Source organism: Pseudomonas sp. D2002, assembly GCF_013385735.1.
GTDB lineage: Bacteria > Pseudomonadota > Gammaproteobacteria > Pseudomonadales > Pseudomonadaceae > Aquipseudomonas.
The window spans coordinates 390,637-408,074 of sequence record NZ_JACAPL010000005.1 but is presented as its reverse complement, the minus strand read 5'-3'; the positions used below and the strand labels follow the sequence as shown (position 1 = coordinate 408,074).

Sequence of the window (17,438 nt, the reverse complement as noted above, 5' to 3'; positions counted from 1 at the left end):
GCCAGTCATGCGTTACATCAGCACCCGCGGCCAGGCACCGGCCCTGAATTTCGAAGACGTTTTGCTGGCAGGCCTTGCCACTGACGGCGGCCTGTACGTGCCGGAAAACCTGCCACGCTTCACCCAGGAAGAAATCGCTTCCTGGGCCGGCCTGCCGTACCACGAACTGGCGTTCCGCGTGATGCGCCCGTTCGTCACCGGCAGCATTCCGGATGCAGACTTCAAGAAGATCCTGGAAGAGACGTACGGCGTGTTTTCCCACAGCGCCATCGCGCCATTGCGTCAGCTCAATGGCAACGAGTGGGTGCTTGAGCTGTTCCACGGGCCGACCCTGGCGTTCAAGGACTTCGCTCTGCAACTGCTCGGTCGTCTGCTGGATTACGTGCTGGAAAAACGCGGCGAGCGCGTGGTGATCATCGGTGCCACCTCGGGTGATACCGGCTCGGCGGCCATCGAAGGTTGCAAGCACTGCGAAAACGTCGACATCTTTATCCTGCACCCGCACAAGCGCGTGTCGGAAGTACAGCGTCGCCAGATGACCACCATTTTTGGTGAGAACATCCACAACATCGCCATCGAAGGTAACTTCGATGACTGCCAGGAAATGGTCAAGAACAGCTTCGCTGACCAGAGCTTCCTGAAAGGCACACGCCTGGTAGCGGTGAACTCGATCAACTGGGCGCGGATCATGGCCCAGATCGTTTACTACTTCCATGCAGCGCTGCAGCTGGGCGGCCCGGCGCGTTCGGTGTCGTTCTCGGTGCCGACCGGCAACTTCGGCGACATCTTCGCCGGTTACCTGGCGCGCAACATGGGCCTGCCGATCAACCAGTTGATCGTCGCCACCAACCGCAACGACATCCTACACCGCTTCATGAGCGGCAACCAGTACGTCAAGGAAACCCTGCACGCGACGCTGTCGCCGTCGATGGACATCATGGTCTCGTCGAACTTTGAACGCCTGCTGTTCGACATGCACGGTCGCAACGGTGCTGCCCTGGCCGAGCTGATGAACAGCTTCAAGAGCGGTGGCGGTTTCAGTGTCGAGCAAGAGCGCTGGACCGAAACCCGCAAGCTGTTCGACTCCCTGGCCGTGGACGACGCACAGACCTGCGAAACCATCGCCGAAGTCTATGCCCAGACTGGCGAGCTGCTCGACCCGCACACCGCTATCGGCGTGAAGGCTGCGCGCGAATGCCGTCGTAGCCTGGACATTCCGATGGTGATCCTCGGCACCGCTCACCCGGTCAAGTTCCCGGAAGCGGTCGAGAAGGCAGGTGTGGGCAAGGCGCTGGAATTGCCGGAGCACTTGGCTGACCTGTTCGAACGTGAAGAGCGTTGCACGGTGCTGGCCAATGACCTGAAGACAGTGCAGGCGTTTGTCAGCCAGCACGGGAATCGGGGCAAGCCGTTGTAAGGCGAACCGCGTAGACAAAAACGCCGCTTTCCCTTCCTTGGGTCAGCGGCGTTTTTTGTCTGTCATGTTGCAAGCGCATGCTGGTTGACGTCACTCCCTGACGACCGCGTAAAGACGATAAAGCGAACTTTCCTACGACATAACCAGTCACTTAGGATAGAGGCAGCTGCCGTTGAAACGATTGTTCCCGAACTATTGAGTGGTGATCGAGATGGAAAATATCAGCCTATTGCTCGAAGAAGCACTGAGCCCTTATCAGGTTACGTTGACCACCTCGGGTGTGCAGGACGAGTGCCTGGTGACCGTGAAGAATCCGGCCGGTGCCATCGTTGTCGAGCGTGAAGTCGACCGCGCACAATTGACCGACAAGCGCGTTTTGGTGGATGTGGTGGATTGCCTGTTGCGCGACCTGAAAATCGCCGAAGGTCGCCTGGAACCCTCGGTCATCGCGGCCCTGCGTAACGCTGCACAGACGCGTGGCGCTGCCGTCGCATGAAGAAAAATTTAATCGGCGAAACTTCCTACAGCATGGCCGGTCAGATTTTGTAACAGCAAGAGCAAACATTGTGCTCCGGTGTTTGTGGCTTGTTGTACTGGTCTTTGTAGGCCACGTTTAACCCCGAAGTGTCTCCCCACTCTTCGGGGTTTCTTTTTGCCTGCGATTTACCCTGTGGCTGCTCAGGGCTCGGGGGAATCCTGGAAAAACCTCGGGTTGTCGCGCAAATACTGTTCACGCATGCCTGGGTCCAGCCATGAGGCGTAGGATTGCTGCAGTTGCGCCTGTGGGATATCGCGTAGTACCCGGTCAATGCGCGTCATGGCCTGGCGGCCTTGCGGCGTGTTCGAGCAACCGATATGCGTGCGCTGGTAAGGCGCTGAGCCTTTGATGGCGTAGAACATCAGGTCTTGGGCGGCGATGCCCTGTTGCTTGGCGTGATAGCGAATTTCTGGCCAATAGCCCAACACCGCTTCCAATCGCCCCAAGCGCTGCATTTGCAACAGGCTCCCAAGGGCGTCATTGCCGTAATGGAGTGCCAAGGTGTGTGAGTCAACGCCTTTGAGCTGTTCATCGATCACAGGGCCATAGCTGCGCTCGGCGGTTGCGCCGATCCGTGCCTTATGGGAGTCGAGAAAGGCTTGCAGGTCGAATTGGCCCTCGACGATAAACGGCGCCAGTGCTTGCTGCTGGCTGCGTCGGATGGTCACCCCATTGGCCACCGCCACAAATGCCTGTTTGGAAAACACCACGTACTTGGCGCGTTCCGCGGTCCACAACAGCGACGGGTCGCAGGTGAGGGAGGGCGAGCGCAACATTTGAATGCCGCGCGCACGGTTGACGTGCATGACCGTGTGGCGGTATTCCGGCAGGCGCTCGCTGAGTATCGGCAGCAACTGGTCCAGCGCCCCTTGGCCTTTCTGCGGGCCCTCGAAAATGGTGATGGGCGGCAAGTCACGCAGCAGCCAAATCAAGGTTTCCTCGGCGTGCGCAAAGAATGGCCATACGCCGAACATCGCGCCGGCGAGGTACAGATGGATGAGCCGGCGCTTGCGCGGACGAGCCATCAGATCGCGCCATCCTCACGCAAGCGGGTAATGGCTGGCGCGTCATAGCCCAACGCGTTGAGCACCACGCTGTTGTGCTCGCCCAACTGCGGGCCGACCCATTCACAACTGCCGGGGGTGTCCGAGAGCTTGGGCACAATCCCCGGCATCTTGAAGTCCTTGCCGCCCGGTAACTGGGCCTTGAGAAACATTTCCCGCGCCAGAAACTGAGGGTCGCCAAGCATGTCTTCAGCGCTGTAGATGCGGCTGGCGGGCACGTCTGCCGTGTTGAGCTGCTCGACGACCTGGTCCAGCGGCAGCGAATTGACCCAGCGGTCGATCACGCCGTACAGCTCATCGCGGCGGCTATCGCGCCCATCATTGCTGGCCAGTTGCGGGTCATTGGCCAAGTCCTCACGGCCGATCGCGCTCATGAAACGCTTGAAGATCGCATCACCGTTGGCACCGATCTGCACATGCTTGCCATCGGCGCTGGTATGGATCGACGACGGCGTGATGCCGGGCATGATGTTGCCGGTGCGCTCGCGGATAAAACCGAACACATCGAACTCCGGGATCATGCTTTCCATCATGGCGAAAATGGCTTCATACAGCGCCACATCCACCACCTGGCCCAGGCCGCCGTTGACTTCACGATGACGCAGCGCCATCAGCGCGCCGATCACCGCCCACAAGGCGGCAATCGAATCGCCGATGGAAATCCCGGTGCGCACCGGCGGTCGGTCTTCGAAACCGGTGATATAGCGCAAGCCGCCCATCGATTCACCCACCGCACCAAACCCCGGCTGGTCTTTCATCGGCCCGGTCTGGCCAAAGCCTGAAAGACGCACCATCACCAGCTTGGGGTTCAGGGCATGCAGGGTTTCCCAGCTCAGGCCGAGTTTTTCCAGCACGCCGGGGCGAAAGTTCTCGATCAGGATGTCGGCATCCGCCAGCAACTGTTTGAGGATCGCCAGGCCATCCGGATGCTTGAGATTGAGTGTCAGCGACTTTTTGTTACGTGCCTGCACGAACCACCACAGTGAAGTGCCTTCATACAGCTTGCGCCATTTGCGCAGTGGGTCGCCGCCGTCCGGGGATTCGACCTTGATCACTTCGGCCCCGAACTCGGCACAAATACGTGACGCAAACGGGCCGGCGATCAAGGTGCCCAGTTCGATGACTTTCAGGCCGGCAAGCGGTTTGGCATTAAACGACATGAGGATCCTTAGCAAGCGCAGGGCGGTGGTGTGATGCCTTTTAACATAGGCGAGCGGCCCAGGGATAAGGATGATGCAGTGCAGTATTCGTTGATTGGCCCCACCATCGGTTAGACTGGCCGCCTTTCCCTGTCTCTAGAAGCCCGTTCATGGCCCAGCCGTCCACGACCTACAAATTCGAACTCAACCTCACCGACCTCGATCGTTCGGTGTACGAGAGCGTCAAACAGACCATCGCCCGCCACCCTTCGGAAACCGAAGAGCGCATGACTGTGCGCCTGCTGGCCTACGCCCTTTTCTACAACGAGCAGCTGGCTTTTGGTCGTGGCCTGTCAGATGTAGACGAACCAGCCTTGTGGGAAAAAAGCCTGGATGACCGCGTCCTGCACTGGATCGAAGTCGGCCAGCCGGATGCGGACCGCCTGACCTGGTGTTCCCGTCGCACCGAACGCACCACGTTGCTGGCCTATGGCAGCCTGCGCGTCTGGGAAGGCAAAGTAGTGCCGGTGGCGAAAAACCTGAAAAATGTGCACATCGCCGCCGTGCCCCAGGAAATCCTGGAAACCCTGGCCAAGGACATGCCACGGGTGATCAAGTGGGACGTGATGATCAGCGAAGGCACGGTTTTTGTGACTGACGACCGTGGCCAGCACGAAGTCCAGCTGGAATGGCTGGCCGGCGAGCGCGGTTGACCCTGTAGGTGCCGGCTTGTTTGGGAGCTGGCTTGATGTGGGAGCCGGGCTTGTGTGGGAGCGGGCTTGCTCGCGAAAGCATCACCTCGGTATGGCTGAAAGACCGAGGTGTCTGCATCGCAGGCAAGCCAGCTCCCACAAGCTGGCTCCTACACAAGCCGGTTTCTACAGTTGATCCATGTTGTTTTCAGCATTGTTGTTTAACCGTTGTACTAGAAGAGAAGTTTCCGTCACCCCATGCGTATCGATCCTCGCCCGTTGCCTGCTGTCCTGCCGTTTCTCGGTGAATTGCCACCGCTGTTGACCCGTCTCTACGCCGCACGCGGTGTGCAGTCCGAGGCCGAGCTGGACAAGAGCCTTGCGCGGTTGATTCCTTACCAGCAGCTCAAGGGGATTGATGCAGCGGTGGACCTGCTGGTGGTGGCCTTGGAGCAGCGCCAGCGCATCCTGATCGTCGGTGACTTCGACGCCGATGGCGCCACAGCCAGCACCGTGGGCACCCTGGGCCTGCGGTTGCTCGGCGCGGCCCATGTCGACTACCTGGTGCCTAACCGCTTTGAGTACGGCTACGGCCTGACCCCGGAAATCGTCGCGGTGGCGCTGCAGCGCGAGCCACAGTTGCTGATCACCGTGGACAACGGCATCTCCAGCGTCGAAGGCGTAGCGGCGGCCAAGGCGGCAGGGTTGAAGGTGTTGGTCACCGACCACCACTTGCCGGGTGATGAGTTGCCGGCGGCAGATGCCATCGTCAACCCGAACCAGCCTGGCTGTGAGTTCCCCAGCAAGGCGCTGGCCGGCGTAGGCGTGATCTTTTACGTGCTGATGGCCTTGCGCGCGCGGTTGCGCAGCCTGGGTTGGTATGACAACAAGCCTCAGCCGAACATCGGCGAATTGCTTGACCTGGTGGCCTTGGGCAGCGTCGCCGACGTGGTGCCCCTGGACGCCAATAACCGCATCCTCGTCCATCAAGGCCTGGAACGTATTCGCGCCGGCCGTGCGCGGCCGGGGATCAAGGCGATCCTTGAAGTCGCCAAGCGCGATCACGCGCGCATCACCTCCACCGACCTCGGCTTTATCCTCGGGCCACGCCTGAACGCCGCCGGGCGCCTGGACGATATGAGCCTGGGCATCGAATGCCTGCTCACTACCGACGTCGCTGCCGCACGGGAAATGGCGGCGCAACTGGACGGTATGAACCAGGACCGCAAATCCATCGAGCAGGGCATGCAGCGCGAGGCGCTCGCCCAGCTCAAGGACTTGCCGGTGGAGTCGATGCCTTACGGCTTGTGCCTGTTCGACCCGGAATGGCACCAAGGTGTGATCGGCATTCTGGCGTCGCGGATGAAAGAGCGCTATTTCCGCCCGACCATCGCCTTTGCCGACGCCGGTGATGGCCTGCTCAAGGGCTCAGGGCGCTCTGTGCAGGGTTTTCATATCCGTGACGCCCTGGCGGTCGTGGCGAGCCAGCATCCCAACCTGATCGCCAAATACGGCGGCCACGCGATGGCGGCTGGCTTGACCTTGCCTGAAGAAAACTTCCCACTGTTTGCCGAAGCCTTCGACGCTGAAGTGCGTCGGCAACTGCGTGAAGAAGACCTGACTGGCCGACTGCTGTCTGACGGTACGTTGGCGGTGGAAGAGTTTCACCTGGAACTGGCGCGCGCCTTGCGGCATGCCGGGCCGTGGGGGCAGCACTTTCCCGAGCCGTTGTTTCACGGCGTGTTTCAGTTGGTCGAGCAGCGCGTCGTGGGAGAGCGGCACCTGAAGGTGGTGCTCAAGAGTGAGTGCGGGTCGGTGAAGCTCGATGGCATTGCGTTTGGTGTAGACCGTGAAGTCTGGCCTAACCCGACAGTGCGTTGGGTGGAGTTGGCCTACAAGCTGGACGTGAACGAGTTTCGTGGGAATGAAACTGTGCAGTTGATGATTGCGCATATCGAACCGCGCTAGTTTTCACCAGCGCCACAAAAACAATGTGGGAGCGGGCTTGCTCGCGAATGCGGTGTGTCAGTCAAAGATGTTGTGACTGATCCACCGCATTCGCGAGCAAGCCCGCTCCCACATTTTTAATCCGCGTACAGCTCGGGATTACTCGGCTTTGTCTTTAGCCTGGTGCTTCACGATGATGTCCACCAAGCGCTGTGCCAGCGCCGGGTAGTTCTCATCAAAGTGATGCCCGCCCGGCAGTTTCACCGCCTCGCCAACCGCCGTCTTGTCGGTGCAGCCACTTTCGTCGACTTCTTCGGCGCCATAGATGCACACCACTTTGTCAGCCGGCAGCTTGGCCATTTCCGGGCCGGTCGCGGCTTCTTTGCCGGCGTTGCCCAGCCAGCCTTCCACTTCGATCTCAAAGCTGCCGGTACGCGCGAAGGCCAGCAGGATGATCGCGTCCACACGCTGTTGTTCGTTTTCCGGCATGCGGTTGTAGATCGCGGGCAGTACGTCGGCGCCGAACGAGTAGCCGGTCAGCACGAAGCGCTTGGTGCCCCATTTCTGCCGGTAGTGTTGCATCAACTCGGTGAGGTCTTTGGCGCTCTGTTCCGGGGTCTTGTGCTGCCAGTAGTAGCGCAGGGTGTCGATGCCCACCACCGGGTAGCCGATCTTGGCCATTTCACCGGCCACGTCGCGGTCCAGGTCGCGCCAGCCGCCGTCACCGGAGAGGAACAGGGTGACGGTGTCCTTGGCTTGGCCGGCCGGTACTTCAACCACAGGAATCGCCAGGCCGCCGTTGTCCGAACCCACCAGCTGCTTGCGCAGTTCGTTGTTCAGCACTTGCGGGTAATGAATGTCGTAGTCGCTGATGCTGGTGGTGGCGCGCGGGGTGTCGCGCACGAAGCTGGCGGCATCGTCGTCAGGGTTGTCGTTCCATGCCACCAGCCAATTGCCGTGGGCGGCGGTTTTCGGCAGTGGGTCCTTGCAGCCTTCCTGTGTCATGGCGAAGCCGACCGAGATGGCGTTGGCCTTGTCGTCGGTCTGTGCGGCCAACCAGCGCCAGGCCAGGCTTGCGCCAGGGCCAATGCCGCTGACCAGCGTCGCCGGGCCTTTAAGCTGGCCCAGGGCGCTTTGCAGCGCTTGTTCCTGCAACTTGCAGTCGTCTTTGGGCAGGATCACTTGAACGATTTGCGCAGAGCCGCCCTGGCTCAGGGCAATCAGCTGGCTGTCGGTCAAGGTTGCATCGGCCAATACGGCCACAGCCACACGGGCTTTTGCCGAACCGGCAGGGGTGACACGGGTCATCACCGAACCGTCGGCCTGGGGCAGTTGTTCCAGGGTCGGTTGCGGGGCAGGGCGGTTCCAGTACCAAAAGCCACCCGCCGCGATCAGCGCGAGCAGCACTACAAAGGCCAATACATACCGCCAGGAGCGTCGAATCATCAGCGTTTCACCAATCCAGTCAAGCCGCCCGCAATCAGGGCGGCGGTATCGGCCAGTGCCACCAGCGGATCAAGTCCTGCGGGCACGGCCATATAACGGGGTTCCCAGTCAGGCTGGAACTTATCTTTGAAGCGGCGCAAACCTTGGAAGTTATACAGCTGCTCGCCACGGCGGAACACCATCGAGCCCAAGCGTTGGGTCAACGGCGCGCCACGGCGTGGTTGCAGGCCCGACAACGGCACCATGCCGAGGCTGAAGCGGGCGTAGTCGTGGTTCTTATAATGTTGAATCAGGCCAACCATCATGAATTCCATGGTCAGCTTCGGCGCGTCCGGGTGCGCACGCATCAGGTCGAGACTGGCCAGGTCGTGGTTGTAAGTCTCGAGCAGGTTGGCGAAGGCCACCGGGCGCCCTTCGAAGCGAATGATCGCGATGCGAAAGTGCTTGAGGTAGTCGTCGCTGAAACGGCCCAGGGAAAAGCCCTTTTCCCGTACGTTCTTGCCGGTCAACCAGGCATCAGAGATGACCTTGAGTTCATCCATCGGCGCCTGGCCCGGGTCGAAGATCTCCAGGGACAAGCCGTCCCGGGTGCCACGGTTCCAGGTGTAGCGCAAATCCTTCATCTCTTTGCCCTTGGCTTCCAGGTCAAAGCGTTTCAGGTCGACGCGGGCCTCTTCGCCCAGCTTGATCGCGGTGAGGCCGATGTCCATGTAGTACGGCAGGTTCTCGGCGCGGACCTGATAGAAAACCGGGCGTGCGTGGTGGATGTCACACAGGTCACGGAACTGCCAGATCATTTCGGCGCGTGGTTGAGTCGGGCCGATCGGGTCATACAAGGCCACCAGGCTGCGCCCGCGACGCGCGTACATCAGGAAGGCTTCGTCGTTAGGGTGGAACAGCAATGCTTTATCGCCGGTCAGCGCCAGGCCGCCGTCGGGCTGGGACGAGGCCATCAGGATCTTGGTGGCGCGCTCCAGTTCGTCCGGCGTCGGCAGGTGGATCACCGGGCGCGCGGTGCGCAGCAGCCAGGTCAGCGACACGATCACCAACAGCACCGCCGCGCCCAGCAGCGAGCGCAGGCCGCGTGGGGCGTTGGCGTCCAGGGTGAACTGCCACCACAGTTGGTGGCTGTACGGCACGTCTTGATAAGCAAACAGCAGCAGCCAGATGGAGGCGCCCAGCACGCAGACGCTGGCCACCAGGTACAGCGGCGAGAACGGCAGTTCGGTCAGGCGGCTGGCGCGGTAGAACGAACGCCGGAAGATCGCCAGCAGCACCGCCGTCATGATCATCAGGCTGGCTTCTTCCCAGTCGAAGCCTTTGAGCAGCGAGAGCAGGGCACCGGTCAGCAGCAGCACCATGGTCAGCATCCAGGCGGCCGACAACCGCCGACGCAAACCCTGTGCGAGCAACAGGCACAACACGCCGATCAAGCTGGCGCCAAAGTGCGAGGCGTCAATCAGGCGGTGGGGAATCAGGAAGCCGATGTTTTCCAGGCGTGAGTCGATTTCCGGCGTTGCGCCGGAAAACAGCAGGACCACGCCGGACAAAAAAACCAGCACGGCCAGCACCGGTGCGGCCAGGCCTGAGGCAACCCGCAGGCTTTGCTGGGTCTGGAACAGACGCTGGGCCTCGTTGACCAGCAGGAACACGCAAGCGATCAGCAGCGGCAGCACCACGTAGATCATGCGGTACAGCAGCAGGGCGGCAGCCAATGGCGCGGCGCCGAGCTTGTCGGCGAAGGCGGCGAGCAGAATCGCCTCGAATACACCCACGCCACCCGGTACATGGCTGAGCACACCGGCGGCCAGGGCCAGCAGGTACACCAGCAGGAACGGGCCGAACGGCGGTGCTTCCGGCAGCAACATATAAAGAACGGTGGCGGCCGCGGCGACGTCCAGCGCGGTGATGATCAGTTGCAGGAACGTCAGGCGCCGGCCCGGCAGGCGCAGGGTACGGCGCCCGGCCTTGACCAACAGATTATCCGGGTAAGGTTGCTCCGGCAGGCGACGACGATAGATGCCGATGCACAGCGCGGCGGACAGCACGAGTACTGCAGCGGCGATGCCGCCGAGCAATCCTTGGGATAAATGCAGGTAAGTAGAGGCGGCTGGCAAATTACTCAGGGTGGCCAACGCGGCCAGTGGCGGCAACGCCGTGCCCAGCGCCAGGCTGGCGAACACGGTCATGTGGGCGACTTCTGCAGCGCCGATGCCATGGCGTGCATAAAGACGGTAACGCACCGACCCGCCCGAGAGCATCGACAGACCAATTGCGTTGCCGATGGCGAAGGCTGTGAAGCCGCCCATCGCCAGGGTCTTGGCCGGCAGTTTCACCCCGGCATAGCGTGCGCCGGAGAATTCATAACCGAGCAGAATGATGAAGCCGGCGACCGCCGCCGCAAACGCGCCGAGCAGGGCGGGCTTGGGCACTTCCAGGATCGAGTCGTGGAGGGCGTACAGGTCCAGTTCCAGCAACAGGTGTCGGCAGGCGATCAGGGCGATTGCGAACAGCAACAGAGTAACGGCCAACCCAATGGGCTGACGGTATTTACTCAACAGATCCAGCCAGCGCAAACGGGTGGGTGGAATCGGTTGTGTCGCTGTGACGGTGTCTTGTGGTTCAGACGAGTTGGCGCGCATCAATCACCTCGTGGATTGTGCGCGACAGGATGGAGGTATCCAGCCAAGTTACCAATCCCTATGGACAAAATAATTACAAATATTAACGCGTATCGCCGGGTGCGGCGACTGCGGCCATTAGTCGTAGAGGATAGCGCTTGAGCATTGAGCATAGCTTGCAAAGACATGGACTCAACAAACCGCGCAGGGTTTCATGAAAGATGCCATGCCATTGTTTCAGAAGAACTTTTTCACCGGATACAAAAAAGGCCACTCTTTCGAGTAGCCTTTTTTGATGTTTGGTTGCGGGAGCCGGATTTGAACCGACGACCTTCGGGTTATGAGCCCGACGAGCTACCAGACTGCTCCATCCCGCGTCTGTGGGCGGCATTCTACAGCCCAGCGGCGGGGTGTCAACCGTTAATGGGCTGATGGGTCAAATTAGTGTGAAATAGCTGTTTTGAACCGGCTACGCACGGTAAGTGCGCGAAGGGCAAAGACTTTTTTGTCTTACAATTTTCATACATAGCAAAAACAGGCACGCACAAAAAAGGCCACTCTTTCGAGTAGCCTTTTTTGATGTTTGGTTGCGGGAGCCGGATTTGAACCGACGACCTTCGGGTTATGAGCCCGACGAGCTACCAGACTGCTCCATCCCGCGTCTGTGTGTCGGCATTCTACAGAGGAACGCAGATGTGTCAACCTGTGAATTGAAGAAAAGCGCTTGTGGTTCAATCGTTTAGCTCTCCAAGACGGGGTTTGGAACGGCTCGGGGCCAGTCTGGCCGTGGGTTTCGGCTCTATCGGAAGGCTGATTTCGATTGATAAAATAAATTCATCTGTGAAATTTCCTACCGCTCAAGCGGAAGAATCAAACTACTGGTGCTATATACAGGGGTGAGTGCGATACTGGCCACCCGTTGGATTACACCCTCTGTTTATATGACGCAGCGCAAAATCATCCACGTCGACTGTGATTGCTTCTACGCCGCCATCGAGATGCGCGACGACCCGAGCCTGGCACAAAAGCCTCTGGCCGTTGGCGGTTCGGCGGACAGGCGAGGGGTGATCGCCACCTGCAACTATGAAGCGCGGGCGTACGGGGTGCGTTCGGCCATGTCGTCACGCCACGCCTTGAAGCTGTGCCCGGACCTGACCATCGTCAAGCCGCGCATGGAGGCTTATAAGGAAGCGTCGAAGGAAATCCAGACGATCTTTCGTGACTACACCGACCTGATCGAACCGCTGTCGCTGGATGAAGCCTACCTGGATGTTTCCGACAGCCCGCATTTCGGCGGCAGCGCCACGCGTATTGCCCAGGACATTCGTCGTCGGGTTTCCAACCAGTTGCACATCACCGTGTCCGCAGGCGTTGCGCCGAACAAGTTCCTGGCCAAGATCGCCAGCGACTGGAAAAAACCCAACGGCCTGTTTGTGATTACCCCGGATCAGATCGAAGACTTTGTCTCCCAGTTGCCGGTGAAAAAGCTGCACGGTGTCGGCAAGGTCACCGCCGACAAGCTGGCGCGCCTGGGCATTGAAGACTGCCTGCAGTTGCGTGACTGGAACAAGCTGGCGCTGGTGCGTGAATTCGGCAGTTTTGGCGAGCGCCTGTGGAGCCTGGCGCGTGGGATTGATGACCGTGTGGTGCAGAACGACAGCCGTCGGCAATCCATCAGTGTGGAAAACACCTACGATGTGGATCTGCCGGATCTCTCAAGTTGCCTGGCGAAGCTGCCCGAGCTGATGGAAACCCTTGCCGGGCGCATGGCGCGCATCGACAGCAGCTATCGCGCGGGCAAGCCATTCGTCAAAGTGAAGTTTCATGACTTTACCCAGACTACCTTGGAGCAGGCCGGGGCAGGGCGGGACCTGGAAAGTTATCAACAGCTGTTGACCCAGGCGTTCAATCGGGGCGGCAAGCCGGTGCGGTTGCTGGGGATTGGGGTGCGGTTGCTGGATTTGAGCAGTGGTAATGAGCAGCTTCAGTTTCCCTGGTAGAAACCGGGAGCCAAATGTGGGAGCGGGCTTGCTCGCGAAGGCGCCGTGTCAGTCGATACATTCATCACTGAAACACCGCTTTCGCGAGCAAGCCCGCTCCCACATTTAGATCTTTACCTGTCTTGAGATCCTAGTGAGCGCCTGGGTCTGCGACGAGCCGCCCCGCATCCTTGGTCAGTGCCTGCAGGAATTCCTGCTGTAACTCCGGATCATTGCGAGTCAGTTCGATCAGGCTCTGCTCCAGTTCACTGGCTTCTTCCTCCAGGCCCAGCTCCGACAGGCGCTTGACCCGGTGCACCCACTGGTTGACTTCATCGTCTTCCAGGTCGTCGTAAATCAGGCCATGGGCTTCCAGCAACTTGCCGCGCAGGGTGTTGCTGATCGCCAGGGTCGAGTCCGAATGCACGTCGTCCTGGCCATCTTCCACGCTGATCTTCAAGGTGCTGATGCGGTTCAGGTCCTGTTCGGCAAATGGGCTGTCCAACAGGTTCAGGCGCAGGACGCCATTACGGTCGGTGGTCAGCTCATGGGTTTGCTTGCCGGCGGTGACCTGTACCGGGCGTTCGCTCCACGGCAGGCTCGAATACTCCGTGCGTTTGTCGCGCTGGACTTCATCGATACCCGCCAGGTTCTGTTGCGCACGGCCGTGGGATTGCACGTTCATGAACGGGTTGATGCCGTCCACGCCGTAGCTCAGCCAGTCGCGGGTCATGCTGGTGGGCAGGTTGCCGAGGGCGAAGATATTCGCCACGTTGGCACCCGCGCCCGCCACTAAAGCGACCGCGCCCAGGGGCATTTCGTAGATTTTGCGCCAGGGTTGGTAAGGTGTGTAGCGATCGTAACGGCGGGTGACTTCGTATTCGGTGACCTCAAAGGTCTTCTGCTCGTGAATGCGAACCCGGCGTTGCGGCAGTTCGAGCACTTTGGGTTCACCTACATCGATCTGCAGGCTGTGGTCGAGCAATTTGCGCTCGACCCGCTCCTCGTGCTCACTGCGTTGCGACATCTGGTTGGCGCAGCCGCTGACCAGCAGGGCGCCGCACAAGGCGGCGCCCCCCAGGGCTCTGGTGTTTCGCTTGAACATGACTTCTCTTGATCTGGTTTTCAGCGACGAATACGCGCCTGAAGGAAAGACAGCACGTCAGCCACCGGCAACGGTTGGGCTTCGGCTTCGGTCCGGCTTTTGTATTCCAGATTGCCATCGGCCAGGCCGCGGTCACTGACCACGATCCGGTGCGGGATGCCAATCAGTTCCATGTCGGCGAACTTGATGCCCGGGCTGGTTTTCTTGTCCCGGTCATCCAGCAGCACTTCAAAACCGGCAGCCGTCAGTTCGGCATACAGTTTGTCGGTGGCTTCGCGAACTTGCTCGGTTTCATAACGCAGCGGCACCAACGCCACCTGGAACGGCGCCAGGGCGTCACTCCAGATGATGCCTTTCTCGTCGTTGTTCTGCTCGATGGCAGCGGCAACCACGCGGGATACGCCAATGCCGTAGCAGCCCATGTCCAGGGTGATCGGCTTGCCGTTCTCGCCCAGCACTTCGCACTTCATCGCCTTGCTGTACTTGTTGCCCAGCTGGAAGATGTGCCCGACTTCGATGCCGCGCTTGATTTCCAGGGTGCCCTTGCCGTCCGGGCTTGGGTCGCCTGCAACCACGTTACGCAGGTCGGCCACGGTCGGCACCGGCAGGTCACGTTCCCAGTTCACGCCGAAGTAGTGCTTGTCGTCTATGTTCGCGCCGATACCGAAGTCGCTCATCAGCTCGACCGAACGGTCGATGATGATTGGCAGCGGCAGGTTCAGCGGGCCGAGCGAACCGGCACCGGCGCCAATCGCGTCGCGCAGTTCGGCATCGGTGGCCATGACCAGCGGGCTGGCCACGCCAGGTTGCTGGGCGGCCTTGATTTCGTTGAGCTCATGGTCGCCACGGATGACCAGGGCGATCAGCTTGCCTTCTTCCTCGGCGCGCACGATCAGGGTCTTGATGGTCTTTTCAATCGGCAGATTGAATTTTTCCACCAGGGCCGCGATGGTCTTGGTCTCTGGCGTGTCCACCAGGCGCAGCTCTTCAGTCGGTGCCGGGCGGGAGGTCTCGCGTGGCACAGCTTCGGCTTTCTCGATGTTCGCCGCGTAGTCGGAACCGTTGCTGAAGACGATATCGTCTTCGCCGGACTCGGCCAGCACGTGGAATTCGTGGGAACCGGCGCCGCCGATGGAACCGTTGTCCGCTTCAACCGGGCGGAATTTCAGGCCCAGGCGCGTAAACACGTTGCAGTAGGCCTGGTGCATGCGGTCGTAGGTGACCTGCAGGGAGGCCTGGTCGGCGTGGAACGAATAGGCGTCCTTCATGATGAATTCGCGGCCGCGCATCAAACCGAAGCGTGGGCGGATTTCGTCACGGAATTTGGTCTGGATCTGATACAGGTTCAGCGGCAGCTGTTTGTAGCTGCTCAGCTCGTTGCGCATCAGGTCGGTGATCACTTCTTCGTGGGTCGGGCCGGCGCAGAAATCGCGGCCATGACGGTCCTTGAAGCGCAGCAATTCAGGGCCGTACTCTTCCCAGCGCCCGGATTCCTGCCACAACTCAGCCGGTTGGGTGCTCGGCATCAACACTTCCAGAGAGCCGGCGGCGTTCATTTCTTCGCGAACGATGGCTTCGACCTTGCGCATCACCTTCAAGCCCATGGGCAGCCAGGTGTACAGGCCGGAGGCCAGCTTGCGGATCATGCCGGCGCGCAGCATCAGCTGATGGCTGATCACAACCGCGTCGGAAGGCGTTTCTTTCTGTGTGGCGAGCAAATATTGACTGGTACGCATGGTAGGCCGTTGTCGGTTGCTTGGACTTGAAATGACTTGGGATTGTACGGGCGCAAACTGCTGGAGTACAGGTATCAGAATGCAGAGGGGTCTGTGGGAGCGGGCTTGCTCGCGAAGGCGGTGTATCAGTGATGCATGTATCAACTGACACTGCGCCTTCGCGAGCAAGCCCGCTCCCACATTGACCGAGGAGTGTCACTCCTGTTCAGGCGGGCTCAACCGAATCCGTCGATTTTCCTGAAACCAATGCAAGGCAATCAGGAACAACGTCGGCACGCCCAGCAGGCAGGTGATCAGGAAGAAGTTGTGATAACCGAACTTCTCCACCATCACGCCTGAATAGCCGCCAATCAGGCGCGGCAGCAACAGCATGATCGAGCTGAGCAACGCATATTGAGTGGCCGAGAACTTCAGGTTGGTCAGGCTCGACAAGTAGGCGACAAACGCCGACGTGGCCAGGCCCGAGCTGAAGTTATCCAGGGAAATGGTGAAGATCAGCATCTGCAGGTCGGGGCCCATGTCGGCGAGCATCACGAACAGCAGGTTGGTGGCGGCCGAGGCGACGCCGCCGATAAACAGGATCGGCAGGATCCCGAAGCGCACGATCAGCAGGCCGCCCATACCGGCGCCGAGCAGGGTCATGATCAGGCCGAAGATCTTGCTCACCCCGGCGATCTGGTCCTTGGTAAAGCCCTGGTCGATGTAGAACACGTTGGCCATCACGCCCATCACGGTGTCGGACATGCGGTAAGTGGCAATCAGCCCGAGCAGCAGCAACGCCTGCCAGCGATAGCGCAGGATAAAGTCGTTGACCGGCGTCAGCACCGGCGCCAGGCCGCGACGGCCCATGGCCGACAGGCACAGGGTGGTGAGGATGATGTACAGAATGGCGCGCAGGAACGCGCGGTCTTCCATCAACAGCTCCCACAGGCTTACGCCATGGAACAGCACGCTGGCAAAATCGGTGTTGTACAGCTGGGTGAACATCGCCGGGACCGACACCAGCAGCACGATCAGCACAAATACAGAAACAAGCTGGTGCACGAAGCTGTAACGGCCGGCCTGCAACTGGGTGCGCAGTGGCACGTTGGGTTCGCGCATGAACAGGGTGGTGAGCAAGGCGGGGATCATCAGCACACCGAACAGCACGTAGGTACCGGTCCAGGCCGAGTGTTTATAGTTGAACCCGGTCGAGCCGAAGCCTTCGGCAAAGAACAGTGCGCCGGCCGTGGCCAGCAGGGCCGCGATGCGATAACCGGACATATAGCTGGCAGCCAGGGCTGCCTGGCGGCTGTCGTCGGCGATTTCCAGGCGATAGGCGTCCACCGCAATGTCTTGGGTAGCCGAAGCGAAGGCAACGATGACGGCAATGGCGATCAGCCAGGACAGGTGTTTTTGCGGGTCGCAAAAGCCCATGCCGATCAACCCGAGGATCACCAGCGTTTGGGCCAGCACCAGCCAGGAACGACGACGTCCGAGTTTACCCAGCAGCGGCAGGCGCCATTGGTCGAGCAGCGGCGACCATACCCATTTAAAGGCGTAGGCCAAACCGATCAGGCTCGCATAACCGATGGTCTCGCGGGCCACACCGGCTTCGCGCAACCACACTGAAAGCGTCGAGAACACCAACATGTAAGGCAAGCCGGCGGCGAAGCCGAGCAACAACAGTACTAACGTCGAGGGGCTGGCATAGGCAGCGAGCGCGGCGCGCCAGGTTTTACGGGGCATGGGCTGGAGTCTGCCTCAGATTTGCG

The 17,438-nt window shown here is 60.3% G+C and carries 12 protein-coding genes and 2 tRNA genes; 5 read left to right on the top strand and 9 right to left on the bottom strand.

The features are described 5' to 3' along the window. Positions 1 to 7: 7 nt before the first annotated feature. Complete coding sequence (gene thrC, locus HX783_RS12515; protein ID WP_177017064.1) at positions 8 to 1,417, top strand: threonine synthase; 1,410 nt, start codon at positions 8 to 10, stop codon at positions 1,415 to 1,417. A gap of 211 nt (positions 1,418 to 1,628) precedes the next feature. Next, positions 1,629 to 1,913: a DUF3509 domain-containing protein gene (locus HX783_RS12510; RefSeq protein ID WP_159959602.1), complete on the top strand. Its 285-nt coding sequence runs from the start codon at positions 1,629 to 1,631 to the stop codon at positions 1,911 to 1,913. A 182-nt stretch (positions 1,914 to 2,095) separates the two neighbouring features. Here HX783_RS12510 and HX783_RS12505 read toward each other — a convergent pair whose 3' ends face one another. Then, a complete protein-coding gene (locus HX783_RS12505) occupies positions 2,096 to 2,980 on the bottom strand; it encodes a TIGR02285 family protein (protein WP_177017063.1) in 885 nt (294 codons plus the stop codon). Then, positions 2,980 to 4,179, bottom strand: a complete 1,200-nt coding sequence (locus tag HX783_RS12500; RefSeq protein ID WP_177017062.1) for a CaiB/BaiF CoA-transferase family protein — start codon at positions 4,177 to 4,179, stop codon at positions 2,980 to 2,982. Before HX783_RS12500 ends, HX783_RS12505 begins: the two co-directional genes overlap by 1 nt. Before the next feature lie 149 nt (positions 4,180 to 4,328). Here HX783_RS12500 and HX783_RS12495 point away from each other — a divergent pair, with 149 nt between their 5' ends. Both HX783_RS12495 and recJ read left to right on the top strand, forming a co-directional pair. Beyond that, the gene (locus tag HX783_RS12495; RefSeq protein WP_159959596.1) at positions 4,329 to 4,871 is read left to right on the top strand and encodes a YaeQ family protein; all 543 of its coding nucleotides are present in this window, start codon (positions 4,329 to 4,331) and stop codon (positions 4,869 to 4,871) included. 237 nt (positions 4,872 to 5,108) lie between these two features. Further along, positions 5,109 to 6,818 (top strand): single-stranded-DNA-specific exonuclease RecJ, encoded by a 1,710-nt coding sequence (gene recJ / locus HX783_RS12490; RefSeq protein ID WP_177017061.1) that lies wholly within the window; start codon positions 5,109 to 5,111, stop codon positions 6,816 to 6,818. Between the two features lie 138 nt (positions 6,819 to 6,956). On the opposite strand, the gene HX783_RS12485 is transcribed toward recJ, so the two are convergent. The 4 genes from HX783_RS12485 to HX783_RS12470 all read right to left on the bottom strand — a co-directional run bounded on the left by HX783_RS12485 (position 6,957) and on the right by HX783_RS12470 (position 11,525). Beyond that, on the bottom strand, positions 6,957 to 8,243 hold the full coding sequence (locus HX783_RS12485; protein ID WP_177017060.1) for a virulence factor family protein: 1,287 nt from the start codon (positions 8,241 to 8,243) through the stop codon (positions 6,957 to 6,959). Then, on the bottom strand, positions 8,243 to 10,885 hold the full coding sequence (gene mprF, locus HX783_RS12480) for a bifunctional lysylphosphatidylglycerol flippase/synthetase MprF (protein ID WP_159959589.1): 2,643 nt from the start codon (positions 10,883 to 10,885) through the stop codon (positions 8,243 to 8,245). The genes HX783_RS12485 and mprF overlap by 1 nt, the downstream gene beginning before the upstream one ends. 279 nt (positions 10,886 to 11,164) lie before the next feature. Continuing rightward, a tRNA-Met gene (locus HX783_RS12475) sits at positions 11,165 to 11,241 on the bottom strand. A gap of 207 nt (positions 11,242 to 11,448) precedes the next feature. Next, positions 11,449 to 11,525, bottom strand: a tRNA-Met gene (locus HX783_RS12470). A gap of 280 nt (positions 11,526 to 11,805) precedes the next feature. Between HX783_RS12470 and dinB the strand changes: the two genes are divergently transcribed. Next, on the top strand, positions 11,806 to 12,864 hold the full coding sequence (gene dinB / locus HX783_RS12465) for a DNA polymerase IV (RefSeq protein WP_177017059.1): 1,059 nt from the start codon (positions 11,806 to 11,808) through the stop codon (positions 12,862 to 12,864). Positions 12,865 to 12,994: 130 nt separating this feature from the next. Here dinB and HX783_RS12460 read toward each other — a convergent pair whose 3' ends face one another. The 3 genes from HX783_RS12460 to HX783_RS12450 form a co-directional block, all read right to left on the bottom strand. After that, positions 12,995 to 13,948, bottom strand: a complete 954-nt coding sequence (locus HX783_RS12460) for a hypothetical protein (protein WP_159959585.1) — start codon at positions 13,946 to 13,948, stop codon at positions 12,995 to 12,997. A 20-nt stretch (positions 13,949 to 13,968) separates the two neighbouring features. Next, entirely contained in the window at positions 13,969 to 15,684 is a 1,716-nt protein-coding gene (locus tag HX783_RS12455) for a proline--tRNA ligase (protein WP_177017058.1), read from the bottom strand. Between the two features lie 195 nt (positions 15,685 to 15,879). Next, complete coding sequence (locus HX783_RS12450) at positions 15,880 to 17,412, bottom strand: AmpG family muropeptide MFS transporter (RefSeq protein WP_177017057.1); 1,533 nt, start codon at positions 17,410 to 17,412, stop codon at positions 15,880 to 15,882. Between the last annotated feature and the right edge of the window lie 26 nt (positions 17,413 to 17,438).

What these genes read in the sequence shown, in the direction of transcription:
- thrC (WP_177017064.1), top strand. Translation starts at nt 8, where the DNA reads ATGCGTTACATCAGCACCCGCGGCCAGGCACCGGCCCTGAATTTCGAA.
- HX783_RS12510 (WP_159959602.1), top strand. Translation starts at nt 1,629, where the DNA reads ATGGAAAATATCAGCCTATTGCTCGAAGAAGCACTGAGCCCTTATCAG.
- HX783_RS12505 (WP_177017063.1), bottom strand. Translation starts at nt 2,980, where the DNA reads ATGGCTCGTCCGCGCAAGCGCCGGCTCATCCATCTGTACCTCGCCGGC.
- HX783_RS12500 (WP_177017062.1), bottom strand. Translation starts at nt 4,179, where the DNA reads ATGTCGTTTAATGCCAAACCGCTTGCCGGCCTGAAAGTCATCGAACTG.
- HX783_RS12495 (WP_159959596.1), top strand. Translation starts at nt 4,329, where the DNA reads ATGGCCCAGCCGTCCACGACCTACAAATTCGAACTCAACCTCACCGAC.
- recJ (WP_177017061.1), top strand. Translation starts at nt 5,109, where the DNA reads ATGCGTATCGATCCTCGCCCGTTGCCTGCTGTCCTGCCGTTTCTCGGT.
- HX783_RS12485 (WP_177017060.1), bottom strand. Translation starts at nt 8,243, where the DNA reads ATGATTCGACGCTCCTGGCGGTATGTATTGGCCTTTGTAGTGCTGCTC.
- mprF (WP_159959589.1), bottom strand. Translation starts at nt 10,885, where the DNA reads ATGCGCGCCAACTCGTCTGAACCACAAGACACCGTCACAGCGACACAA.
- dinB (WP_177017059.1), top strand. Translation starts at nt 11,806, where the DNA reads ATGACGCAGCGCAAAATCATCCACGTCGACTGTGATTGCTTCTACGCC.
- HX783_RS12460 (WP_159959585.1), bottom strand. Translation starts at nt 13,948, where the DNA reads ATGTTCAAGCGAAACACCAGAGCCCTGGGGGGCGCCGCCTTGTGCGGC.
- HX783_RS12455 (WP_177017058.1), bottom strand. Translation starts at nt 15,684, where the DNA reads ATGCGTACCAGTCAATATTTGCTCGCCACACAGAAAGAAACGCCTTCC.
- HX783_RS12450 (WP_177017057.1), bottom strand. Translation starts at nt 17,412, where the DNA reads ATGCCCCGTAAAACCTGGCGCGCCGCGCTCGCTGCCTATGCCAGCCCC.